General features: G+C 59.5%; 24 protein-coding genes. 9 read left to right on the top strand and 15 right to left on the bottom strand.

Going from position 1 to position 24,152, the window contains the following annotated elements; genetic code table 11:
• Positions 1–7 precede the first annotated feature (7 nt).
• Positions 8–1,609, bottom strand: a complete 1,602-nt coding sequence (locus PR018_RS21010; RefSeq protein ID WP_142831219.1) for an ABC transporter substrate-binding protein — start codon at positions 1,607–1,609, stop codon at positions 8–10.
• Positions 1,610–1,937: 328 nt separating this feature from the next.
• Here PR018_RS21010 and PR018_RS21005 point away from each other — a divergent pair, with 328 nt between their 5' ends.
• From PR018_RS21005 to PR018_RS20990, 4 genes are read left to right on the top strand one after another with little or no spacing between them, the layout of a single operon-like run.
• The gene (locus PR018_RS21005) at positions 1,938–2,138 is read left to right on the top strand and encodes a hypothetical protein (RefSeq protein ID WP_142831218.1); all 201 of its coding nucleotides are present in this window, start codon (positions 1,938–1,940) and stop codon (positions 2,136–2,138) included.
• A gap of 2 nt (positions 2,139–2,140) precedes the next feature.
• Complete coding sequence (locus tag PR018_RS21000; RefSeq protein ID WP_142831217.1) at positions 2,141–3,562, top strand: amidase; 1,422 nt, start codon at positions 2,141–2,143, stop codon at positions 3,560–3,562.
• A 13-nt stretch (positions 3,563–3,575) separates the two neighbouring features.
• On the top strand, positions 3,576–4,976 hold the full coding sequence (locus PR018_RS20995; RefSeq protein ID WP_142831216.1) for an amidase: 1,401 nt from the start codon (positions 3,576–3,578) through the stop codon (positions 4,974–4,976).
• Between the two features lie 24 nt (positions 4,977–5,000).
• Complete coding sequence (locus PR018_RS20990) at positions 5,001–6,404, top strand: amidase (protein WP_142831215.1); 1,404 nt, start codon at positions 5,001–5,003, stop codon at positions 6,402–6,404.
• A 409-nt stretch (positions 6,405–6,813) separates the two neighbouring features.
• Here PR018_RS20990 and PR018_RS20985 read toward each other — a convergent pair whose 3' ends face one another.
• Positions 6,814–7,233 (bottom strand): MarR family winged helix-turn-helix transcriptional regulator, encoded by a 420-nt coding sequence (locus tag PR018_RS20985; protein WP_162854777.1) that lies wholly within the window; start codon positions 7,231–7,233, stop codon positions 6,814–6,816.
• A 199-nt stretch (positions 7,234–7,432) separates the two neighbouring features.
• The gene (locus PR018_RS20980) at positions 7,433–8,479 is read right to left on the bottom strand and encodes a substrate-binding domain-containing protein (RefSeq protein ID WP_161990985.1); all 1,047 of its coding nucleotides are present in this window, start codon (positions 8,477–8,479) and stop codon (positions 7,433–7,435) included.
• Between the two features lie 335 nt (positions 8,480–8,814).
• On the opposite strand from PR018_RS20980, the gene PR018_RS20975 reads away from it, so the two are divergent.
• From PR018_RS20975 to PR018_RS28505, 4 genes are read left to right on the top strand one after another with little or no spacing between them, the layout of a single operon-like run.
• Positions 8,815–9,522: a cysteine hydrolase family protein gene (locus tag PR018_RS20975; protein ID WP_142831213.1), complete on the top strand. Its 708-nt coding sequence runs from the start codon at positions 8,815–8,817 to the stop codon at positions 9,520–9,522.
• 56 nt (positions 9,523–9,578) lie between these two features.
• The gene (locus tag PR018_RS20970; RefSeq protein WP_341798999.1) at positions 9,579–11,150 is read left to right on the top strand and encodes an amidase; all 1,572 of its coding nucleotides are present in this window, start codon (positions 9,579–9,581) and stop codon (positions 11,148–11,150) included.
• A gap of 60 nt (positions 11,151–11,210) precedes the next feature.
• Positions 11,211–11,459: a hypothetical protein gene (locus tag PR018_RS20965; protein ID WP_142831212.1), complete on the top strand. Its 249-nt coding sequence runs from the start codon at positions 11,211–11,213 to the stop codon at positions 11,457–11,459.
• Between the two features lie 44 nt (positions 11,460–11,503).
• Positions 11,504–11,737, top strand: a complete 234-nt coding sequence (locus PR018_RS28505) for a Rossmann-fold NAD(P)-binding domain-containing protein (protein WP_425064167.1) — start codon at positions 11,504–11,506, stop codon at positions 11,735–11,737.
• Between the two features lie 377 nt (positions 11,738–12,114).
• On the opposite strand, the gene PR018_RS20960 is transcribed toward PR018_RS28505, so the two are convergent.
• The 7 genes from PR018_RS20960 to PR018_RS20930 all read right to left on the bottom strand — a co-directional run bounded on the left by PR018_RS20960 (position 12,115) and on the right by PR018_RS20930 (position 19,612).
• Complete coding sequence (locus tag PR018_RS20960; protein WP_142831211.1) at positions 12,115–12,525, bottom strand: DUF3830 family protein; 411 nt, start codon at positions 12,523–12,525, stop codon at positions 12,115–12,117.
• Between the two features lie 163 nt (positions 12,526–12,688).
• The gene (locus PR018_RS20955; RefSeq protein WP_142831210.1) at positions 12,689–13,417 is read right to left on the bottom strand and encodes an amino acid ABC transporter ATP-binding protein; all 729 of its coding nucleotides are present in this window, start codon (positions 13,415–13,417) and stop codon (positions 12,689–12,691) included.
• Positions 13,414–16,332, bottom strand: coding sequence for an FAD-dependent oxidoreductase (locus PR018_RS20950; RefSeq protein WP_142831239.1), 2,919 nt, complete (start codon positions 16,330–16,332; stop codon positions 13,414–13,416). The genes PR018_RS20955 and PR018_RS20950 overlap by 4 nt, the downstream gene beginning before the upstream one ends.
• An 11-nt stretch (positions 16,333–16,343) precedes the next feature.
• The gene (gene dapA, locus PR018_RS20945; RefSeq protein WP_142831209.1) at positions 16,344–17,234 is read right to left on the bottom strand and encodes a 4-hydroxy-tetrahydrodipicolinate synthase; all 891 of its coding nucleotides are present in this window, start codon (positions 17,232–17,234) and stop codon (positions 16,344–16,346) included.
• 17 nt (positions 17,235–17,251) lie between these two features.
• Positions 17,252–17,944 (bottom strand): amino acid ABC transporter permease, encoded by a 693-nt coding sequence (locus PR018_RS20940; protein WP_142831208.1) that lies wholly within the window; start codon positions 17,942–17,944, stop codon positions 17,252–17,254.
• 70 nt (positions 17,945–18,014) lie between these two features.
• Entirely contained in the window at positions 18,015–18,851 is an 837-nt protein-coding gene (locus tag PR018_RS20935) for an ABC transporter substrate-binding protein (protein WP_142831238.1), read from the bottom strand.
• Positions 18,852–18,958: 107 nt separating this feature from the next.
• Positions 18,959–19,612, bottom strand: a complete 654-nt coding sequence (locus PR018_RS20930) for a GntR family transcriptional regulator (RefSeq protein ID WP_142831207.1) — start codon at positions 19,610–19,612, stop codon at positions 18,959–18,961.
• A gap of 178 nt (positions 19,613–19,790) precedes the next feature.
• Between PR018_RS20930 and PR018_RS20925 the strand changes: the two genes are divergently transcribed.
• Positions 19,791–20,408, top strand: a complete 618-nt coding sequence (locus PR018_RS20925) for a GntR family transcriptional regulator (protein WP_142831237.1) — start codon at positions 19,791–19,793, stop codon at positions 20,406–20,408.
• Between the two features lie 200 nt (positions 20,409–20,608).
• On the opposite strand, the gene PR018_RS20920 is transcribed toward PR018_RS20925, so the two are convergent.
• Genes PR018_RS20920 through PR018_RS20900 form a run of 5 tightly spaced genes read right to left on the bottom strand, consistent with a single transcriptional unit; the run spans position 20,609 to position 23,894 of the window.
• Positions 20,609–21,025 (bottom strand): DUF3830 family protein, encoded by a 417-nt coding sequence (locus PR018_RS20920; protein ID WP_142831206.1) that lies wholly within the window; start codon positions 21,023–21,025, stop codon positions 20,609–20,611.
• Positions 21,026–21,030: 5 nt separating this feature from the next.
• The gene (locus tag PR018_RS20915; RefSeq protein WP_142831205.1) at positions 21,031–21,804 is read right to left on the bottom strand and encodes an amino acid ABC transporter ATP-binding protein; all 774 of its coding nucleotides are present in this window, start codon (positions 21,802–21,804) and stop codon (positions 21,031–21,033) included.
• Entirely contained in the window at positions 21,761–22,471 is a 711-nt protein-coding gene (locus tag PR018_RS20910; protein WP_142831204.1) for an amino acid ABC transporter permease, read from the bottom strand. Before PR018_RS20910 ends, PR018_RS20915 begins: the two co-directional genes overlap by 44 nt.
• Positions 22,471–23,145, bottom strand: coding sequence for an amino acid ABC transporter permease (locus PR018_RS20905; RefSeq protein WP_142831203.1), 675 nt, complete (start codon positions 23,143–23,145; stop codon positions 22,471–22,473). Before PR018_RS20905 ends, PR018_RS20910 begins: the two co-directional genes overlap by 1 nt.
• Before the next feature lie 32 nt (positions 23,146–23,177).
• Complete coding sequence (locus tag PR018_RS20900; RefSeq protein WP_244615433.1) at positions 23,178–23,894, bottom strand: transporter substrate-binding domain-containing protein; 717 nt, start codon at positions 23,892–23,894, stop codon at positions 23,178–23,180.
• Between the last annotated feature and the right edge of the window lie 258 nt (positions 23,895–24,152).

Below are 24,152 nucleotides of genomic sequence, written 5' to 3'. Positions count from 1 at the left end.
TGTCAGGTCAGGGGGCTACGACGATCGGCGTCAGGTCCTGAAACCAGCTCTGGGCCTGGACGAAGCCGGAAAGTTTTGGCGACAGGGCGCGCGGGTTGAGGTCGTGGACGATATAGAGTTCTGAAGCGTCGGCGACGACGGCTTCGTTCATCTGGGTCAGCAGGGCGTCGCGCTTGGCCGGATCGAATTCGGCCGTCGCCTCTGCGCCGAGCTTGTCGACGGCTGGATTGGAGTAGAAGCCCCAGTTGCAGCAGTTCGGTGGCGCGTAGCTGGTCATCCATTTCTTCAGGATGCCCTGCACCGGATCGATCGGCGCCATCGAGAAATTGATGGCATTGTATTCGGTGCCCTTGGCGCCGGACAGGAAGACGCCGATCAACGCATTCCAGTCCATCGGCACCAGTTCGACCTCGAAGCCGGCCTCGTCGAGCTGCTCCTTGACCAGTTCGTTCATCGGCAGCGGCTGCATCTGACCGGAGCCCGAGGTCGAGATACCGACCTTGATCTTGCACGGGGAGCAGCCGGCTTCCTTCAGCAGCGCCTTGGCCTTGTCCGGATCATAGTCATAGGTGACCGGCTTGCCGTACCACGCTTGCGACGGGATCAGCGTCTGCGTCGCGGCGGTGGCCACGCCCTGCAGCATGTCGACCATGTCCTGACGGTTGACGGCATAGTTGGCTGCCTGACGAACCTTAAGATTGTTGAACGGCGGGACGTCCATGCGGAACATGTAGTCCCAGTTGTGCGGATAGGGCACCGTGACGATCTGCATGCCGGCGCCCTTCAGGCGCGGAATGGTGTCGGGCGACGGCGCCTCGACGAAGTCGACCTGGCCGGAGAGCAGGGCGGCCGCGCGGGTCGAGGCCTCTGGCATCGGCAGCAGCACCAGCCGGTCATGTTTTGGCACGCGGGCGGGGTCCCAATATTTGTCGTTCTTCACAAGTTCCAGCCGCTCGTGCGGACTGACGGAGCTGAACTTGTAGGGCCCTGTGCCGGAAGGGGCTGCCGCATAGGCCTTGTAATCATTCTTGTCGGCGGTGACCGCACAATTGGAAATCATGTAATACATCGCCATTTCGTAGGGAAACAGCGAGTTGGCGACCTTGGTGTTGATGGCGATGGTGTAGTCGTCGATCTTGTCGACGCTGGCGATGTTGGCGACATAGGTGCCCATCTGGCCGACATGGCGCGGGTTGAACTGCGGCGATTTCGGATCGCGGACGCGGTCGAAATTCCAGATGGCGGAATCGGCGTTCCAGTCGCAGCCGTCATGATATTTGACGCCCTGGCGAAGCTTGTAGATCCAGCGCTTGCTGTTGGCGGGGTCAATCGTCCAGGAGGTGGCGAGACCGGGCTTGATATCGGCCGCCTTGTCGGAGCTCGACAGATCCCAGAGCGCCAGCGCATCAAAGAGCGTGTAGCCGGCAAAGCGATAGCCTTCATAACCTTGGTCCGGGGCGCCCGTGTAATCGGGAATGTCGGCTGCCGTCATGGCGACGCGCAGCACCGTTTCCGCCGATGCCGGGGCGGTAAAGCCGGCGGCAGCCATCGCTGCAAAGGCTGCAAAGGCAGCCGATTTGAAAAGGCCTCGCATTCTCAGTGGTGTCATCGTGCTTTCTCCTGTCCGCGGATGCGCCGTGTTCGGAGACTATCTTGCAAAGCCCGTGCCAGCCGCCGAGCCGGTAGCACGACAGCACCGACGAAATTGCTCTAACGAATTGTAAAATATTAAAAATTAAAGCATTTTAATTATTTCCAACGAAGCGTGCATCTTTGCGACGCGTTGGAATGTTGCGCGTTGCCAATATGATAGGGCGTAAAATTGAATGCTGCAGTGCAAAAAAGTGGCATCCGGGCTAATATTTCACCAATAGATATTATCGTTTTCAATTATCAATTTTTACATTAACGTGGCGAGATCCTGAAGGAGATCGACCATGACGCACCCCCCCTCACCGCCCGATATCGCTGCCATCGAACAACGCTTCCACGATGCCGGAGTCGTGCCGCCGGCCGATCGCGCTGCCGGCACCTATGCCGTTGCCGGGCGGCTGCTGGCCGCCCTTCACTGGCTGCGCCAGCCGCGAACAGCCGCCGCCGAACCCGCGCACGTCTACAGCCTCGTTGAAAAGGACTGACGATGACCGTTTCCAAGCCGCTCCACCTTTTATCCATCGCCGAAGCCGGCGCCGCGTTGCGCGCCGGAACGCTGACCTCGCGCCAGCTCACCGAAGATGCCCTGGCAACGATCAGGGCCACAGACCCCGACATTCATGCTTTCGTTCTGGTCACGACCGAGCGCGCCCTTGCCGATGCCGACAGGGCCGACGCCAATTTCGCCCAGGGTCTCGACCATGGCCCGATGCACGGTATCCCCTACGGCCTGAAGGATCTCTACGATACCGCCGGCATCCGCACCACCTGCCATTCCAACCTGTTGCGCGACAACGTGCCAAAATCCGATTGCGCCGTGCAGGAAAAACTTTCGGCCGGCGGCGGCGTGCTGCTCGGCAAGCTTGGCACCTTCGAATTCGCCATTGGCGGCCCGAGTTTCGACCTGCCCTTCCCGCCTGCCCGCAACCCCTGGAATCTCGATCATTTCACCGGCGGCTCCTCCTCCGGTTCGGCCGCGGCCGTCGCCGCCGGAATGATGCGCATGGCGATGGGCTCCGACACCGGCGGCTCGATCCGCGGGCCGGCCGCCTTTTGCGGCGTCGTCGGTCTCAAGGCGACCTATGGCCGCGTCTCGCGCCGCGGCGCCTTTCCGCTCGCCTATTCGCTTGACCATTGCGGCCCGCTGTCCTGGTCGGTCGAGGATGCCGCACTCACCATGCAGGTGATTGCCGGTTACGACCCGCGAGACCCGGCCTCGGCCAATGTCCCTGTCCCAGATTTTTGCGCGCCGCTCAGCCAGGGTATTGCCGGCCTTAGGATCGGCTATACCCGGAAATTTTTTATCGACAATCCGTCGCTCACCAAGGAGGCGACCGACGCCCTCGACGCGGCAGCTCAACAGATGTCAGCCCTCGGCGCCATCGTCGAGGAGGTCGACATGCCGCCCTTCGAGCAGTTCGACGCCTGCAACCGTGTCATCCTGTTTGCCGAAGCCTACGCCATCCACGAATCCGACCTGAAAACCCGGCCCTATGCCTATGGCCGCTACGCCTATCAGCAGCTGATTTCAGGCGCCGTGCTGTCTGCCTCCGACTTGGTGCAGGCCCAGCGCCTGCGCCGCGAATTGACCGCGGCCGTCAACGGTCTGCTGAAAACCCACGACGCACTGCTCGCCCCGAACGCCCTGACGACAGCCGGCCCTTTTTCCGCCTTCGGCCCCGACGCCGGCCGCTGGGCCGGCATTTTGACCGGCCCGTTCAACGTCACCGGCCACCCCGCCCTGGCCCTGCCGATCGGCTTTGGTGCCGACGGCCTGCCGCTCAGCGCCCAGATCATCGGCCGCCCCTTCGACGAGCCGACGATCTTGCGCATCGGCGCCGCCTACGAGGCGGTTGCCGGCGTCACCGAGCGCCGCCCGGCCCAATTCCAACCGGCCAGGGCCGCCTGAGCGAGGTTTTCTCTTGACCGTCACCGACCTGCACTATGCCTCCCTTCTCGAGGTCTCCGCCCTGATCGCCAGCCACGACCTGTCCCCGGTCACGCTCACCGAGGCGATGCTGGCGCGCATCGAAACCGTCGATCCGGCGCTGAATTCCTATCTCTCCATTGCAGCCGACAGCGCTATGGCGGACGCAGCTGTGGCCAAGGCGGAGATCGATTCCGGCCGCTACCGCGGCCCCCTGCATGGCGTGCCGATTGCCATAAAAGACCTGTTCCACACCAAGGGCGTCGCCTCGACTTTTGGCTCGCTCGCCTACAAGGATTTCGTCTCGGACAAGGACGCCACCATCGTCCACCGCCTGAAAACAGCCGGCGCCATCATCCTTGGCCGACTGCATCTGCACGAAGGCGCCTTCGGCGAGCATCACCCAGCGCTCGGTCGCTGCCTCAATCCGTGGAACAGCGACTATTGGCCAGGCGGCTCGTCCTCCGGCTCGGGGGCGGCGACGGCGGCGGGCCTGTGCTTTGCCAGCCTCGGCACCGACACCGGCGGCTCGATCCGCTTTCCCTCGGCCGCCAACGGCGTCACCGGCCTCAAACCGACCTGGGGCCGCACCAGCCGCTACGGCGTCTTTCCATTGGCTGATTCGCTCGACACCATCGGCCCGATGGCCCGCAGCGCTGCCGACGCCGCAGCGATGTTCAACGCCTTTGCCGGCCCCGACCCGATGGACCCGACGAGCGTGTCGGCCCCGACGCCCGACTATCTGGCCGCGCTCGACGGGGTGCGCGGCGCCCGCGGTTTTAGCATCGGCGTCGACGAGGCTTATCTCGAAACTGGCGTCGATGACGAGACGATCGCCGCGATCATGGACGTGATCGCCGTCTTTGCCGATCTGGGCGCCATCATCGTCCCCGTCAAGGTCCCGGACCGCAGGGCCGCGACGTCGGCGCAGATGATCATCACCGATGCCGAAAGCGCCAGCTTTCACCAGCCGGTCTTTGAAGCGGACAAGGCACTGTTCGGCCCGCAGCTTGCCGCCGCCCTCGAGCGCGGCTTCGCCTACAGCCCGATCGACATGGCCAAGGCCTACATCACCCAGGACCGTTTCAAGGGCGAACTGGCGCGTATGTTCGTCGGCATCGATGCGCTGATCTCGCCGGTCTATCCCTTTATCGGCGCGCGCTACGACGAAATGGACGCCCATCTGAAGAATTTGCACGGTTTCCTCGGCTACACTGCGCCGTTCAACATCGCCGGCAGCCCCAGCGTCACCATGCCCTGCGGCCTGTCGGCTGTCGGCATGCCGCTCGGCGTGCAGCTGATCGGCCCGCATCTCTCGGAAGCCGAATTGCTGAAGGCTGCCCATGCCTACCAGCAGGCCACCGACTGGCACACCCGCCGCCCGCCGCTTTCCTGATTTCGAACAACGGAGTTTTGCCGCATGTCCCTCGAAAACATCCATTTCCAGTCCCTGACATCCGTAGCCAAGCAGATCGAAAGCGGCGCCGTTTCGCCGGTGGCCGTCGCCGAGGCGATCCTTTCGCGCATCGAGAAATACGACCCCGGCCTGAAGAGCTACACCACCGTCACCGCCGATCTGGCCTTGCGTCAAGCCAAAGCCGCGGAAACAGAAATTGCCAAGGGCATCTATCGCGGCCCGATGCACGGCATCCCGATCGCCGTCAAAGACCTGTGCTTCACCAAGGGCATCACCACGACCGGCGGCATGAAAATCTACGAGGATTTCAAGCCGGATTACGACGCCACGGTGGTGACCAAACTGGCCGAGGCCGGCGCCGTCCTGCTCGGCAAGCTGCACATGACCGAGGGCGCGACGATCGAGCACCATCCGGACATGCCCGAGCCGGTCAATCCCTGGAAAAAAGACCTTTGGACCGGCGTCTCCTCCTCCGGCTCCGGCGTCTCGACGGCGGCCGGCCTCACCTATGCGGCGATCGGCTCCGACACCGGCGGCTCGATCCGCTTTCCCTCGGCCTGCAACGCACTGACCGGCATCAAGCCGACCTGGGGCCTGATCAGCCGCTACGGCATTTTCGATCTTGCCGCCACCTTCGACCATCTTGGCCCGATGGCCCGTTCAGCCGCGGACGCCGCCGCCATGCTGCAGGCGCTCGCCGGCTGGGACAGGAACGACACGACCACCTTGAGGGCGCCGGTTCCCAACTACCTCGAAGCGCTCGACGGCATTTATGGCGCTCGCGGCATCAAGATCGGCCTCGACTGGGATTATGTTGCGCCAGATGCTGATCCGGTAACGATCGGCCTGCTGAAGGACGCCATCACTGTCCTCGAGGAGATCGGCGCGCTGACCCAAAACGTCAAATTCCCGGCGATCGACACGCTGCTGACCTACGCCATGTCGATGACTATGATGGAAATGGCAGCGGCCCACGAAAAAACCTATCCGTCGCAGGCATCGCGCTATGGCGGCTGGATCAGCCAGGGCATGGAGGCCGGCCGCAGCGCCAACCCGGTCGATATCGGCAAGGGCGTCATCGAGCGCTACAAATTCCGCGGCGCCATCGTCAGCATGTCCGAAGCTATCGATGTCTTCGTCATGCCGGTCTTCGGCCGCGGCACGCCGACCTGGGAAGAAGTCCGGGCGGCCGTCGCCATCGATTTCAACATCATCGGCAAATTCACCACGCCGTTCAACGCCAGCGGCGTACCGACCGTGACGCTGCCCTGCGGCTTCACCGATGATGGACGTCCCGTTGCCTTCCAGCTGGCCGGCATCCACGGGTCCGAGGCGATGCTGCTGAAAGTCGCGCACGCATATCAGCAGGCGACCGACTGGCACACTCGCCGCCCGACGGGGTTTTGAGGCGAGACGGCGGCCGGCAGACGCGCAGAAGATGGAGTGCGTATGTCAATTCAGCGCCTGCGGATCTTGTGGCTGCATCTGCTCGGGCAGGTTCCAGCGCTTCGCTCTCACTTAGGATGTTGAAATTTCTTTTTTCGCCCGCCGGAAGCGAAACAAGGAGGCCCGGATGCTTTCCTTAGCTGGAAAGAGAGGCAGACGAAGACTCAGCGCAGCTAAGGATCAGATCCTGACAGAGGATAACCACCACTCCACGAACCAGCCGCTGGGCAGCTTTCAGCGCCCGGTCCGACTTGCTCTTTGACAAACACCGATGGTTTTCATCGCGTGACCGTTTCATCCTACGTATCAGCAGGCTTCGTCGCGGTCACAGCGGTCGATGGCCCGCCAGCCGACCGCCACTGTCATCCATTTACTGGATCAATTCTCGCAGCAGGTTGCGCAGTTCTGCCGCCCGGTCGGATTCCAGCAATTCGACGATCCGCTGCTCCTGGGCCGTTGAGACCCCCCGCAGCCGCTTGAACAGCGTCTTGCCGCCCGGCGCCGTCAGGATCAGCACGCGGCGGCGATCGTTCGGGTCCGGCGCGCGATAGACCAGTCCTTCGGCCACCATCTTGTCGATGATCTTAGTCAGCGTCGGCGGCTCAATCAGTGACAGGCCGGCGATTTCGCCCATGGCACAAGGTTCGCTGGCATCCAGCACCTCGAGAATGCGAAACTGCTCGATCGGCACGCCGCCCGGGCGCAGCCGCTCTTCGAGTTCCTGCTCAAGCTGGCGATTGACACTGGCGATCATATAGGCCAGCTGGTCCTTCAGACGAATTGGAGCCATTTCCTCCCACCCCGACACTTTGCTTTTCTTTAGTTTCATTTTCTAGCAATAGACGTTGTCTGCCGGCGTCATTTCAACCACACGAGCCGGCGTCGACACGCCAGAAATGCCATGAAGTGATTTCGGATTCCCTAATACTGCTCGACGCCCTGATAGCATCAGGGATGGAAACTGACAATATTTCGTTTTCAATTATTCTTCAGTGTGCCAAGGCCGCAACAACCCGCAGGGTGGCGCCTTCGGCCTGGCCGAGATAGACCCCCGGAGATCGTCCGACCGGCTTGCCGCTGAGCATGTGGCGGGCCGCCGGTCGCGTCAAGGAACGCTTCAGGTGATGGGCAAGCCTGCGGCTGTCGCGCGATTGGAGGTCGCGGGCAAGGCCGGCGAGCACATGGAAACCCTCATAGCAGCCGACGCTCGCAGCCGATACCGGCGGCGCATATTCGCCGAAAGCATCGTGATAGAGCTCGAGGAAATGATCGTTCGATTGCGAATGATGTTCGGAAAAGTAGTTGGCGGCGGTGAATAGATTGTTCGAGGCATCGGCGCCGATGCCGCAGATCACCGTCTCGTCGACGATCAGGCCGAAGCGCAGCATCTTTTCGTCCAACCCGGCGGCGGCGAAGGCTCGGTTAAATTCGACCGAACATTGGCCGACCAGCGCCTGGATCACAACCTGCGCGCCGCTGCGGGCGATCTGCCGCAAGACCGCCGTGTAATCAATTGGATGGGTCGGCACCAGCAGGTCACCGACGAGCTTGCCGCCCTGCTGCAACATCAGTTGCCGGGTGGTCGCCAGCGCCGAACGCGGCCAGATGTAGTCATTGCCGACGAAGAAGAAGCGCTCGGCGCGCTTGTCGTTTCGAAACCAGTGTAGCGCCGGCGCCATCAATTCGTGATCGACGCTACCGATGGCGATGGTCGAGGGACCGCAGGCAAGACCTTCATATTGCGGCGTGTAGATATAGGGAACGCGGTGCGACACCCGATCACTGATCGTGTCGCGGATATTGCTCGGATGGCCGCCGATGATCGCCTCGGCACCATCGACCTCCAGCAGCATATTGACGGCAGCCAGCGCCTCGCCGTTGGAAAAGCCGCAATCGCCGAACACCAGTTCGATCTCCTCGCCGAGGATGCCGCCGGCAGCGTTGATCTCGGCCGCCGCCACCAGGGCGGCCGCATCCATGGATGGCGCCCACATGCCGGCAACGCCGGTTCGGGGATGTAGCAGACCAACTTTCATGTTGCTGTCCCTTCTGTGGGCATCGAAGCGGCAGTTCGTCCCATGCCTCGCCCATGGCTGACGGTCTGCCAATCCGATTGGATTAACAGTTGCCCTGGAAAGTAATCCGCTGTGTGCCGTCATAGTGCATGGCTTGAAGGAGGCTGTCAAACAGTTGGCGCAATTTTCATCGACTGACGGCGCGGCCTATTTAATCACCACGCCGATAATTAAAATACTTGCCAAGCTGATAGTTTCGTAATTAATTATTTCATTCTGATCATGTCGACAAGGCGCCAGGCTGCCGCCCGATCACTCCCGACCCTGATCATCAACCCTGACCGAAGGAGAGCGACATGCATAAGATTTCGATCCCGCAGCACATCATCGATCGCGGCCGCAAGCAGCGCGGCGGCAAGGAATACGTTTTCGACAGTCTCGACATGGCGAAGGTCGCCCATATCATCGTTGATCTGCAGGTTGGTTTCGTCGCCGAGGGTGCGGCGGTCGAGGTGCCGGTGACGCGCGAAATCGTTGGCGCTGTCAACAGCATTTCCCGGGAGGTGCGGGCCGCCGGTGGCACCAATGTCTTTCTGCGCTACACCTATGACGCGGCCGAAAAACTGCCTTGGAACGTCTGGTTCCACAATTATATGAGCGAGACCCAGTTCGACATCATGACGGAGGCGTTTTCGCGCGGCGCCGACCAATGGCAGCTGGCGCCGGAGCTGGATGTCAGGGACGCTGACCTCGTCTTCGACAAGACACGCTTTTCAGCCTTCATTCCCGAGACCTGCGATCTCGACCAGCAACTGAAGGCACGCGGCATCGACACACTGATCATCACCGGCACGTTGACCAACTGCTGCTGCGAAAGCACGGCGCGCGACGCGTTGCAGATGGGCTACAACATCATCTTCATGACCGACGCCAACGCCACGCTCAGCGACGAGGAGCACAACGCGACGCTGATCAGCATGTCGGCGATCTTCGCCGATGTCATGGACACGCCGCATCTGCTGGGCCTCATCGAAAGCTCGATCGCGACTAAAGCAGCTGCCTAGCCGAGGCGGCGACAGCGTCGCGCACGTTTCCCATCCACCACGTCTGGAGCATCATCGTGAACGCATCTAGCCCCATGTCTCCCCTCGCCGATATTAATATCGCCGCACTGACAATTGACGACATCCAAGCCGCCTTTGCCAGCGGCGCCTATACGTCAGAGCAACTGACGCTCGCCTGTCTGGCGCGGATCGAGCGCTTTGAGCCTTACTACAATGCCTTTACCTTCATGAACTCTGCTGCCTTGGCGGATGCGAAGGCCATTGACGCGCGCCGGGCTGCCGGCGAAACGCTCGGCCCCCTGGCCGGCGTGCCCGTCGTCGTCAAGGAAGCGATGGATTTTGTCGGCCTGCCGTCGACAGCCGGCTGGGCGCAACTCTACAGCGGCACGGGCGGCATCGATCTGATGCCGGAACGCGACGCGCCTGTCGTTGGCCGGCTGAAGACGGCCGGGGCGATTATTCTCGGCAAGACGAATATCCCGGCCTTCAGCCATGATGGCGCCCGCGCCAATTCGAGCTGGGACGGCCCGACCTACAACGCCGTCAATCGCGCCATTGCCCCCGGTGCCAGCTCGAGCGGCACGGCAACGGCGATTGCCGCCGGCTTCGCCGTCGTTGGCCTGGCCGAGGAGACCGGCGGCTCGATCCAGAACCCGGCCGCCGCCCAGAGCCTCGTCAGCGTCAAACCGACGTTTGCCCTGGTGCCGAACGCCGGCGTCGCGCCGCTGGCCGGCTCGACCCGCGACGTCGTCGGCCCGCATGCCCGTACTGTCACCGATGCCGCCCTGCTGCTCGACGTCTTGGCCGGCTATTCCGCCGAAGACCCGAAAACGGTGGCGAGCATCGGCAATATTCCCGAGGGCGGCTACACTGCAAAGCTGAGCCTTACCGCCCTCAACGGCGCGCGTGTCGGCCTTTACGGTGCCGGATGGCGGACGAAGCCGCTGTCGAAGGAAGCCGCCGCGCTTTACGCCGTGGCGATTGACGAGCTCAGGCAGCGCGGCATCGTCGCGGTCGACGATCCTTTTGCCGGCACGGAATTTGCCGCTCTCAGCGCCCTGGAGGGTGATTTCGATCCGCGAGGCATGGAATCGATGGCCCATGACTTCGACAATTATCTCCGCCGGCTTGGCCCTTCGGCTGCAGCAAATTCGCTGCTGGCTTTAAAGGGCTTGCTGGCGGACGACCCTTTTGCCGATGACAAGCTGCTGGGCAGTCACCCGAAGACCATGCCGATCCTCAGCAAATCCCTAGAAAATCCGGCGGCAGTCCCCGATCTCAGCGAATTTCTGGCGCTGCGCCAATCCTATCTGCGGGTGTTCAATGCCGTCATGCGGCAGAACAATCTCGATCTTCTTATTTTTCCGCAGGTGTCCGAGGCGCTGCCAGGCATTTTCGACGAAGCCACCTTCCCGGCAACGACGGTGTCGGAAATCAACATTGCCGGGCTGCCGGGCGTAACGGTGCCGGCGGGCCAGTTTGCTAATGGCGGCCCGTTCAGCCTGATATTCGTCGGCCGCCTGTGGAGCGAGGCGGACCTGCTAACTTTCGCCTATGACTACGAGCAAGCGACTCATCACCGCATCACGCCAAAACTTGTCGAGGATTTTTATAGTGAGCCCAACTGATCCCGTCCAGATAATGGCAAGGCCGGTTCGAGCACGCGGCGGAACCATCGGTACGATCGAATGGCTGGCAGAACAGGGTTTTTCCAGGAGCCTTTTAAGGCCACGCAATGTGAACCTCATTTCGACCAGCGGGACGCCATTGGCGCAAACCTCAGCACGATCGAGGGTACCAACGCCCTAATCGTCGTCATCGAAAAGGCTTTCGAAAAAAAATCGAAGGTTGTCTCGACACCCTTGTCGACGGCGCGAGGCTGTAAAATTCCGTTCCTGGATCGCCTGTTCAGTCTTAAGGCATCTGTTTTAGTGTAAACGTCTGCTCTCCGATCGCGCTTACCAAGGATGCTGAAAACGTTTTGCAAGGACGGGATGGACATGTCATTAACGTCGCATCGGCTTTCGGAGAGGTGGCGCGGCCACCTGGTAACACCCTCTATATCGCGACGAAGTGCGCTGCACGACCTCACCCGAGGCTTTTCACGTGCGAACTCAGCCAGCTTGGCATCATCGTCAACGGCGTTAAGTTCGACCCGATTATCACCGAACGTTTTGTGCTTGTACTTCGTCATTCTGCGATTCCAACGCCTTGATAGGATTTGGACCTGCGACCCGCGAATGACCTCAATGTGAAGCTATTGAATTATCGCGGTTTCGCGAGGTACATCTCCCGACTTGGGTGCCAGCAGTCTTTGGAAGACTGACCGCGAAGTGACTACGCGGCCAATTCCGGGCATCTCACAACCTCGTGTGCCTCGACATAGAGAAATGATACTGCGCAAGCTAGCGAGGCTATCTAAATGCCGCTCATTTTATGCCTCAGTGCAGTCTAAACCACAGTCTGCTAGGTGGCGCCCACCGGGTATGAACGACTGCCACCGATCAAAGCAGTTGCAAGTCGCAATTCACTGGAAACTCGGAAATCCGATGATGTCCGACACGCTGACGGTAGCGTGTCGGTTTGCCCATTCTACGCAACCTCAAACTTGATTGCCTGGGCACCCCGCCAAAGCGTCATTACGCCCAGTTCAGCGAGCTTGTCCAAATCAGAGGTGATGGTGATGAAGTGGTTTCCGGCAAGCTGGCCCATTTTTGACGAGAAGTCGACACCGCCATAGGCAAGCAGAATTTCCGTCTCGCTGATCCCACCGGGATACAGAATGATATGACCAGGGGCGGGATGGCTCGTGTGGTTTTCATAGCCGACGCCGAAGTCCTTGTCTCCGAGCGGAATCCAGACGCCCTCGCCCGACCAGCGAACGTGCACAATCTCCCCGCTGAAGGGCAGGTGCTTCAAGAACGCCTCCGCGGTTTTCGGCGCTTTCTCGACCTCCAGCTTGGCATCGAAAGTGAACGGGCCTGCGGTAATTTTCAGTTTCATTGTCGATCTTTCTATTTTTCAGTTGTGATAATCTTTTTCGGCTGGCCGAGTTGCAGATGGCCGGTATTTGTCCCGCTCTTTTACATCGCCCAGGAACAGTGCGACGCGGTGGCCACGTTGGCGCTTTTGATGACGAGATCGAGTTCGGGCATGGCAACGCCTTTCAATGCTGAAGAATCTTGCCGAGAAACGCTTCCGTCCTTGGATTGTGTTTCCCCGAAAAAAATTCTTCGCTCGGGCAATCCTCAAGGATCTCGCCCTGGTCGATGAAGATGACTCTGGTGGCGACTCGGCGGGCGAAACCCATCTCGTGCGTCACCACCATCATCGTCATTCCGTCCTTCGCGAGCCCGGTCATCACATCGAGAACCTCCGAAATCATCTCCGGATCGAGTGCCGAGGTCGGCTCGTCGAAAAGCATGGCGAGCGGATCCATGGCCAGGGCACGGGCAATCGCGACACGTTGCTGCTGGCCGCCCGAAAGCTGGCTAGGATATTTCTTTGCTTGTTCGACCAAACCGACGCGATCGAGAAGCTCCATAGCCTTCTTTTCGGCACTGACTGCCGTACGACCGAGGACGATCTTCTGGGCTAGCATGATGTTCTCTATGATCGTCAGATGCGGAAAGAGCTCGAAATTCTGAAAAACCATCCCGACGCGGGTGCGCAGGTTTGGCAGATCCGTTTTCGGATCCCCGACTTCGATGCCGTGGACACGGATCGAACCCTGGTCAAAGGGCTCCAGGCCGTTGACGCATTTAATGAGCGTGGATTTGCCGGATCCTGAAGGCCCGCAAACGACGATGACTTCGCCTCTTTCCACCTTTACGGAACAGTTCTTCAGCACCTCGAAGCTGCCGTAGAATTTTGTGATGCCTGTGATCTCGATCATGATCGACCTTTCGAGAAGCGGGATATGGAAAAAGGCTGCAGCGCCTGACCGGTCTCGCGCCCAAGCACCAGCTGAGCCGTGAGATGTCCGATCAGCGGGCCGAGTGTGTAGCCGTTCGATGTGACCGCGTTGAAAAACCCAGGCTGCGACGGGTGCTCTCCGAGGATCGGGGCGCCATCGATATTGATGTTCATCGCCGCCCAGCTGCGAATGACGTTCAGCTTGCGAAGGGCGGGCACGACATGCTGGGCAACCCAAAGATTGCCTTCAAGACTGGAAAACGACGGTCGGGGGTGCTGGTGAACCGGATCGAGACCTGCGGTCCATCCGCCGCCGATGATGAAGTTTCCGTTGAACGCTTGCTTCAAGGTCAGATGCCGATCAGCATGCGCGACGAGGCAGGTGATAAGGGGCGCTGCTGCTTCGGTCACGACCATCTGCAATGGCGCGCCGAACACGGGGATATCAAGACCAAGCATTGCGCCGATGCGTGAGGCGAACGCGCCGGCGGCATTGATGACGCGTTTTACTCGAATGTTGCCGCGCGACGTTCTCACGTCGAAGCCTCCGGAGGCTACCGAGGCGATGGAGAGGACCTCGCAGCGCTCGAACACGTGGGCACCTTGCTGTTGCGCCGCTTCGAGAACGTATTGCGTGGCAACGAGCGGATTGATCTTGCCTTCCTGCGAGCAATAGGCTGCACCGACGAAGTCCGGCGACAGATGCGGCTCGATATGGCGAAGCTCGTCACGGTCGATCAGTCGACTGTCGATGCCAGCTCCACGTTCTGCCGCCACCTTGGCCGCAAGAAAGCGCATATGCGCGTCGGTCTCGGCAACCATGACGCCGCCTGTCACTTTCATTTCGAAATCCCGGCCGAGTTCCTTCTGCAAGTCGGCCCACAGGCGAATGGAATCGCGCTGCAACGGCAAAGTTTGCACTGCAGGCCCTCCCCCGGCCTCGGCGCGGCTGCCGTGATCGAAGGAAAGCAGTTGGGCGTGAAGACTGCCCGCGTTGCCGCCCGACGCCAACGAGTTAGGGAAGGCGCGTTCGACGATTGCGACATCTTCGCCGGCTCTGGCAAGAAAAAGCGCCGTGGACAGGCCTGCGATCCCTGCCCCGATGACTAGCGTCGAAATGCTCGATATGGGTAAAGGCACAATCTCGACACGGGGTGACCTCTCTGGCAGCATGGCCCTTTTATGACCACCCCATTCCGGTTTCTCGACCGCAAGTGCTGCAAGCGGAAGAGGACGAAGTGGCATCTGAGGGGCAAGGAAACCCTGAGTTTCGCTGCCTCGACGAGTCTCGCCCACTACGTTCGCCACGCGCTTACTACAGTAGCGTCCTTGGCAACGACCCATACCAGCACGTGACAGCCGCTTCACCGTCGCGACGTCATTTGCGCTACGCGCGCTGATTGCCTGCAATGTCCCTAGAGTGACACCTTCGCAGCGGCAGACGATGGTCTCCGGCGGCTGAATTTGTACCGCATTCTCGATTGGCGCGAACAGGTTCCAGAGTGCCTTCTGAAATGCGCGATGGCGACCGAGTCGTCGCTGCGCCTTGATATCTGGCGAGGCATCCAGACCGAGCTTTTTCGCAACGGCCAAGCCCGCTAGACGCCCTTCTGCCATTGCAACATACGCCCCACCGAAGCGAGCAGCTTCACCGATGACGTGGATACCTTCTATCGTGGTCTCGCCACCCTCGCCGCAGATCGCGGACAGCTCGCCACCGACGACTTCATGGCCGCATCCAAGCAGTCGGGACAATTCGTTGGATGGGGTGAAGTCGCCGCCGATCAATACAGCGTCAGCGTCTATAGTTCGCTCACCCTTTGGCCCCGAGATGGTGACGCTCTCCACCTTCTCACGCCCGTGAATCGCTTTGAGGGTGGTCTCCCAGAAGACCTTCGTTCCGGCAGATCGCAACGCCGAGAGTTGACGACAGCCCAGTAACGCAAGCGTGGCATCGGCAGCAAAGAGTTGCGCGCCGGCTCCAGGCGACTTCCACGGTGGCGCCGCCTTATCGGCAAGAGCGACAACTATACCGCCCGCCTTGCGGATCTCGTTTGCCACCTGAATGTTCAAAGGGCCATTCCCGGTGACGACGATCCGCTTTCCCGGAACGGTCGCATAGCTTCTGAGCAGCGTCTGTGCCGCACCTGCTGTCATCGCACCAGGCAAGGTCCAACCCGGCACGGCGGCGGGTCGTTCGTAAGCACCTGTCGCTATGATCAAAAATTTCGGCTGGCAGTAGAATGCACCGTCAGGCCCGAAGCATCCGATAGTCGCTTTACCATCCTCGTTCAGCTGAGCACCCCAGACCATGGTACCCCTGAGAATGGCGACGCCGCTTTTCTCGAGCAAGCGAATTAGATCGGCACCCTGGCTCGCCTGCGCGTCACCACGCAGATGCTCTTTCGCATGGTCGCTCGACGGTTGCTTGAAGTATTGGCCACCGGGCGTGGCTCGCTCGTCTACAATCGTGACGCTTGCGCCCGCCGCGACAGCCGCTTGGGCAGCGGCGAGACCCGCGGGTCCCGCCCCCACCACCAGCATGTCCATCACGCGCGTAGGGAGCGACGAAGGGACGTCGCAGAGATCGGCGATGCCCGACGACGAGATCTCAGCCCGAGGTGAAGGGCGTTCAATGCGCATTCCGTCCGCGACGATCGTCATGCATGCCCGCTGGCTCAGTCTGCCGTCGACCGCGACGAGGCAGTCCTGACACGCGCCCATGCCGCAGAAAAGACCGCGCGGCTCTCCCTTTAGACCTCGGGAAAATCCGTGAGAGCCCGATGCCTCGATCGCGGCTGCTACAGACAGGCCCTTCTCGACGGCGATGCCGACGCCATCTACAAAGAGGTTGATCAGCCCGACTTCTGGAGTTTTGGTGAGAATGTCGGGCATGCAGTCGTCCCTTAGGCGTGGAAGCTGAGGCAGAAGTCGGCAACCATCTTCTTTATCGCAGCATCCTGTGCAGCCGGCAACGGCAGGCGCGGCGGCCGCGGCTGTCCCGCTCCGAATCCCATGTGATTGAGAAGCGACTTCGATCCTGCAACGTAGGCCTGACCTCCGACGGCCTGGATGACCGGAAGCCACTTCAGATAAAGCGCTCTTGCTTCGTCGATGTTCTTCTCGTCAGCAACCAGCTCGAATATCCGCGCCATCGGCCCCGGAGCGACGTTCGAGGCGACGGCAACCCAGCCCTGCGCGCCAAGAACGAAGGACTCGAAACCCAGGATGCCGCCAAATACGGTCATGTTGTCACCGGCCAGACGGATAATGTCACGGACACGGGTGACCTCCAGTGTCGACTCCTTTATGTAGTCACAGCCTTCGATCGCCGCGATCCGCTTCACCAGTTCTGGCTTGAGATCGACATTGGCGGTCGCCGGATTGTTATAGACCATGATCGGAATGGAGATCGACGATGCGACAGTCCTGTAGTGATGGACGATCTCGTCATCGGTAGGCGTAGAATAGAATGGCGGGATGATCATTACCCCGTCCGCACCCATCTCTTCCGCCTTCTTGCTGAGCCGGACACATTCCCTGGTGTCCTCCGCGCCAGTGCCGATCAATACCGGAACACGCCCCGCGGCCGTCTCGATGACGGTCCTCGCAACACCATCCCGCTCGTCTTCGCTGAGAGACAGGAACTCGCCCGTGGAACCAAGGGGAATGAGACCGTGAATGCCTTCGCGGATCTGCCAGTCGGTAAAGGCGGCGAGTGCCGTCAGATCAACAGCACCGTCTTCGTCCAACGGTGTAATCATCACGGTGTAAACGCCGCGAAATTTCGAGGTCATGTCTTTAATTCCTGAGGTTAGCGTCGTTGGTTCGCCGATAGCCGCGATTCGGCATGGCCCAAGCGCTTTTCGATGTGATTCTGGAAAAAATCCCAGAGGGTGGTAAGAAGAAGATAGTAGATCGCTGCCACGGCGAAGAGTTCGAGCACCATGAACCGCTCCTGGATCAGCACCTGCGTCCGCCTTAAAAGCTCCTCGACCGAAATGACCGAGGTAACTGAGGTTGTCTTGAGAAGGCCGTTGACCGAATTGCCGAGCGGCGGAATGATCACCTTGAAGGCCTGCGGCATGACGATGTAGCGCATGATCTGTCGCTCCGTCATACCGAGCGCCCGCGCGGCTCTCGTCTGTCCGTCCGGCACGGCCTCGATGCCCGCGCGTATGATCTCGGCCAGGTAGGCGGCCTCGTTCAACGCCAGTCCGATGAGCGCCGACTCAAGCACCGTGAACTTGATGCCGAAGAGCGGAAGCGCGGTGTAAATCGCAATCAATTGGACCAGAAGAGGCGTCCCGCGGAACAGCCAGATGTACGCCTTGGCGAGGTAATAGAGCGCCCGGACCTGCGACCGCCGCATCAAAGCAAGCGCAAACCCGATTATCAAGCCGGTCATCAGCGAGACGACGGTCAACCAGACCGTGGTGAATACGCCGCCGAGAATGAAGGGATTGACGAGGTACCCGAAGAAGCCGGACCAGTTCCAAAGCGTCATTTGCAAGACTTTCCTGAAGAGGACGGCGCAGGAAGCGCCATCCCGTTCTTAAACCAAATCGCGCGTTGGATCAGCGACCAGGACCCTTTACAGAATAGTCGCTTGAGACCATCGGCAAGCCGTACTTGTCAAAGAGGGTCTTCAGCGAGCCGTCGGTCTTCATTTCCTTCAGCGTTGCGGCGACGGTGTCGGCAAGGGTGGGGCTTTTGAATGCCAATGCGACCGGAGCTGGGTATAGGCCGCTGATCGCGCGCTTGAAATCACCACGGGAGTCATAGTCCTTGGCGACCGCGTCGATCGACACGACTCCCTGGACTTGGCCAGCGCGCAAAGCTTGATAGGCCAATGCGAAGTTGTCGAAGGTCTGGATCGTGAGACCTTCCTTGCCTGCATCACGAAGCTCCTTGTCGAGCGCATGGGCCTTGGTTTCTTCAAACCCACCGATTTCGACGCCGACAGTCATGCCAGCAAGATCGTCCTTTGTCGTGACCTTCTTGTCGGAACCCGGCGCTACAGAGACGCTGATCGCCTGATCTTCGTAAGGGATCATCTGCATGATCTTGGTTCGCTCCTCCGTGAAGAAGATCCCGGTATTGATCATATCCCAACGTCCGGCCTGCAGACCGGGAACCATCGCGGAGAACTCAATGCGAACATACTCGGGCTGAAGGCAGAGACGCTTTGCGATTTCGGTGCCCAGCTCGATGCGCATCCCCTTGAGGTCGCCGGTGGAATCGATGAACTGGAGTGGCGGCAGCGTTGGGTTGGTCGACATGACAAGCGTGCCCGGCTTTATCAGCTCACCTGCGGCGACCTTGGGCTGGCAGGATTGGGCGAACGCGGTCGATGCGGTAATCGAAAGAACGGATGCCGCAAGAATGCAGCGCTTGATGTGAGAATGGAGCATTTTATCCTCTGGAGTTTTGTTATCGTTGGGTCCCAGGCGTGCATTCATATGGGATCCCACTTTTATACAAAAGTATTTTGGTGATGCAAGCGCGATTTTTCGATCATTCAGTAATTTGAGAGAACGCCTTGCCTGACCACCTCGAGATGATTGATCATCGCCAGCCGGGCTGCATCGCCGTCGCCCTTGGAAAGGGCTTCGAGTATTGCGCGGTGCTCGCCGACGCCGGGCTTCGCCCGAACCACGGCCATCTGCCTTTCGAAAATGGTCGTGTAGCGCCGCATCTCCGCAATGGCGGCGGACATAAATGGATTTCCGCTCTCAGTAGCGATGTAACCATGCAGTGCATCATCGAATTGCCATACGATCTCAGGGTCAGGATCGGCATTTGCTTCGATTGCGTCGAGCATGTCGAAGAGCGATTCAACGCGATCTCGACGACCGTGCAGAGCCGCCTGGACAGCGGCTGGCGGCTCAAGAAGGGCGCGCATCGCCAAGCTGTCGAGATAGTCTTTGAGGCTGATCACCCGAACAGACAGAACTCCCTTTTCGTCGCGAACAAGGAGCCCCTCGCCTTCCAGTCTCCCCAGTGCGTGGCGCATCGGCGACCGCGAAACCGAGTGCTGCGCAGCCAGTCTGCGTTGCTGCACAACCGATCCGCCGACAAGTCGGGCGGCAAGAATGTCCGCCAGCACGCTGCGGTATGTATTATCCGCAAGACTGGTATCGACCTGCTCATCAAGTTCATTGTCACCAGGCAATTATGTTGGTCCCTTTTCGATATCGGTTATCATATGCAACAAGAGCCATCTTGAAGGAAGTGGCGCGTCGCGCGAGAGATCGGGCGGAAGCGGATTGGAGATCGACAGGACTGTGACAGACGTTTCAAGCGGGCGGGTGGAGACCGCCCCAGACAAGAGCGGGCATAATCTCGCATCCATGGCCTACAAGGCCATATCCGACATGATTAGGCATCGCAGGCTGAAGGGGGGCCATGTCATCGTGGAAGCTCGGCTTGCCGAGACACTTGGCATCTCGAGAACTCCCTTGCGGGAAGCCCTTCAACGCCTTGAGGGCGAAGGTCTCGTCCGCAAGGGCAATGGCCGGAACTACGTAGTTCGTCATGTGGACATCGGCGAGTATTTGCAAAGCCTGAGGCTTCGCCTGCTCATCGAACCCGAAGCCGCAGTCTTGTCCATAAAAGCGATCCCCCGTCGCCAACTCATAACAGTCAGGAGAGAAATTGACGAACTGCTTGGGGCCACCGCCTATCATACCGATCAGCACTGGTTCTCAGACGACAACCTTCACAACATGATCATCGACAATTGCGGCAATGCGGTTATGGCAAAGGTCCTGCGGGAACTTCGGGCGACGACGCGGTTGTTCGAAATCGAGCGGCTAAAGGACCGCCTCAGGCCGGATTCGACCGAACATCTCGTCATAATCGAAGCGATCGAGCTTGGAGATGAGAAATCTACCCGGGATGCGGTGGCGGGCCATATCGTCAGCCTGATAGAGTTCGCTCGAAGACATCTGCAATCGACGGAAATGTGACCTGGGATTGGTTTGCTTATTGATCGTATGAGAGCGTGAGGTCACCAAATAGAAGGCACTTTCAGAAGTTTACCGGTGCCAAATTTCTACACGGAGGTACCGGACGTTCCCACCGATTGAGGTGAGACCGTCATCACGGCAAATACTTAGGGAGCGCTCCAGCTTACCCTTCGCTATCCAACACGGATAAATCGCTGTTTTTAATCCTCTACTCTTTCGAAAGTAATAGACTGTGCGCCCTCCCACAAAGTCTTGCGGCCCAGCTCATACAGCTTATCGAGGCTCGACGTGATTGTTATGAAGTGATTGCCTGCAAGCTGACCGACCTTTGAAGAAAATGCCACGCCGCCGTAGGCGATTAGTATTTCGGTTTCGCTAATGCCGCCGGGGTAGAGAATAACATGGCCTGGCGCCGGGTGACTTGTATGGTTCTCATAGCCAACACCGAAATTAAAGTCCCCAAGCGGTATCCAGACGCCCTCGCCGGACCAGCGCACATGGACGATTTTCCCCTCGTAGGGCATGCGCTCCAAGAAAGCCTTCGATGTCTCGGGGGCTCGTTCGATCTCAAGCACCGCGTCGAAGACATAGGGGCCAGCGGTTATCTTCAGTTTCATTCTCTCTAGATCTCCATGGATGGGGCAATGAAATCGGTATGCGCCGGGCGGGCGATCTTGCCGATAAAGTCTCGGGTGCGCTGAACTTGAGGCGCGTCGAATATCTGCTTCGGAGTCCCTATTTCCTGGATCCGGCCGTTCGCCATGAAGACCACACGATCGGATACCTCGCGCACGAAACTCATCTCGTGCGAGACGATCAACAGGGTGATGTTTTCGGAAGCGAGGAGCTTGATCGTGTCGAGGACCTCGCTCACCCGCTCGGGGTCAAGGGCGGACGTGACTTCGTCGAGCAGCAGAATTTCCGGTTTCAGGCAAAGCGCGCGCGCCAGCGCCACGCGCTGTTGCTGGCCGCCCGAAAGCTCGTCCGGATAGGCGCTCAGTTTGTCGCCAAGGCCGACCTTGTCGAGCCAGATCTTGGCTTCGGCCTCGACCTCGCGTTTGTCGCGCTTGCGGATTTTTGCCGGCGCGATCATCACGTTGCCGAGCACGGTCATGTTTCCGAACAGATTGTATTGCTGAAAAACGATCGCCAGCTTCTCGCGCGCAGCCTGAAGCGAGCGCCGATTTGCATAATCGATCCTCTCTCCATCGAGAATGATGTCGCCTCGCTCCGGCTTGAGCAAACCCGTGATGACGCGCAAGAGCGTGCTTTTCCCGGACCCAGATGGTCCGATCAAGCTGACGATCTCGCCGCGCTCCACCGTCAGGTCTATACCGTCCAGAACGGTGAGATCAGCGTAACGGGCTGCGAGACCGCGAATGTCGAGATGCGCCAATATAGCTCTCCAGATAAGTCCCTAGCCGAGCCAAGGGATAGGAAATCAAGAAGTACAGAACCAGGATGGTCGTGAAGACCAGCAGAGCCGAAAAACCCTTGGTATTGAGAATTTTGCCGGCCTGGGTCAGTTCGAGAACGCCGATCTGTGAGGCGAGTGCGGTGTCCTTGATGAACAGCACGAAATAACCAAACACCGGCGGCAGTATCAATGGCCACGCCTGCGGCCAGCGGACATGGTAGAGAATTTGCCACGGCGAAAAGTTCATCACCGCGGCCGTTTCCAACTGGCTCGGGCTGACGGCAGCAAGAGCTGCGCGGATAATTTCGGCGACGAAGGCAGTGGAAATGATCGAGGTGCTGATGACGGTGATGGCAAGCGGCGACAGATCCAGTCCTATCACCTGCGCCCCGAAGAAGAACATCAGCAGGGTTACCAGGAAGGGCACGCGGCGGAAGACCTCGACGTAGACGAAGGCCACGGCCTTGAATGGAAAAACTAAGGGTGAGCGCGAAAGGCGGGCCAGGGACAGGAGCGTCCCGAAGACGACGCCGACCAGGCAGCCGACTGCCGAAAGATAAAGCGTCGTCAGTGCCGCTTCTGCGAGCAAGAGTATATTGTAGCTTGTGAAAACCTGAGGAATCTGGACGAGAATGTCTTTCAGCATCAAAGCACCCTGATCCGTGCGCGGAAGACCCAGCGTCCGACCACGGCAAGCAAGATCGTCGCGATAAAGGTGATGACGACGTAGAGGCCAGCTATCGTCGAAAAGATTTCGATCGAGCGGAACGTCGTCGCGTTGACGTTGAAAGCCCGCCCCGTCAGCTCTTCGAGCCCGAACACGGCGGCCATCGAGGTGCCAAGCGTCATCAGGATATATTGGTTGCTGAGTGGAGGCAGGGCAACACGGAAGACATGCGGTATGATGACATGGCGCAAGCTTTGAACCCGGCTCATCCCCAGCGTCTCAGCCGCGTCGATTTCCTCGGGCCGCACGGATGCCAGCCCGGCCCGCAGGATCTCGGTCAGATAGGCCGCCGCATTCAGCGTCATGCCGATCAGCACGGCTGCGAACGGTGAGAAGACGATTCCCAGATCCGGCAAGCCAAAGAAAATCACGTAGATCTGCATGAGCTGTGGCGTATTGGTGAAGAATACGACATAGCCGCGCACCAGGCGCGAAAAGATCGGGCCGCCTTCCTTTCGGATGATCGCGAACGCGAACCCAAGAACCATCGCGCCCAAGAAAGCCAGGACGCTCAACTCAAGACTGAGCAGAGCGCCCCCTATAAAATATGGCAGATAGGACGTAATCTGACTGTAGTGCAGAACGTAATGCATGACCCGATCCCGTCCGTATCAGTCGTCGCCGCTCAGAAGTAAGATGTGACAGGAATTGGATAGACCATGTCGATCCCGAACCACTGCTTGTAGCTCGTCTTCATGAAGCCGTTGGTCTGCAACTGGTACAAGGCGACGTTGATCCAGGATTTCAGCGCCGTATTGCCCTGGGCAATGCCGATGCAGTCATAGTCGACTGAGGCAGACTTGTCGGTAATGACGCGCATCTCCGTGCTATAATTCTTGGTGTAGGCCCCGAGATAGTCGACGACGTCGACGATGGCATCGCCACGGCCCTGCTCGAGCGCACGCACAGCATCCGGATAGTTATCGAAGAGCGTCACCTGCGCCTTCGGCAGGCGGTCCTTGACGAAATCGACAGGCGTCGTCCCGCGGACTTCGACAAGATGGACGTCAGCGGAGTTCAGATCGTCGATGGTCTGGTAGGGCTTATCCTTTGCCACCAGTCCACTGATTGCTTCGGTCTGAATCGGCAGCGAAAAGTCGATTACCTTGGCCCTGTCGGCTGTTCGGGTCAGTGCGCCAAGGACGATGTCTGCCTTGCCGGTGGCCAGGAACGGCACCCGGTCGGCCGACGACACCTGCACAAGCGAAACCTCTACGCCCAGCAATTCGCCCAACTTTTTGGCGACGTCGACGTCGAACCCTTCGATTTCGTTTTTATCGTTGAAGCGCCCAAGGGGCGGCAGGTTCGGATTGATTCCAACGACAATTTTCTTAGCCGACAAGATTTCATCCAGGCTGTGCGCGTTAGCAGCCCCTGCCGAAAATGCCAGCCACGCTGCGCCGGCAAGCAGACAAGCCCTTTTTAAACCATTCATATCGTTCCCCTTTTTTTAGTCTACTTGAAACGTTCCGCAATATTTCCGTATGCGAGCCGTTGCGTATTCAGTCTTGACGGTGTATCTATCGTATACCGTTCGTAGACGAGAAAAACACTGTGCCAGATGAAAGTCAACCCATTGAATCGAACCCTAGGCATCTAC

The organism is Rhizobium rhododendri, assembly GCF_007000325.2.
Lineage (GTDB): Bacteria > Pseudomonadota > Alphaproteobacteria > Rhizobiales > Rhizobiaceae > Rhizobium > Rhizobium rhododendri.
The sequence above is the reverse complement of the archived record's forward strand: the minus strand, read 5'-3'. Positions and strand labels throughout refer to the sequence as shown.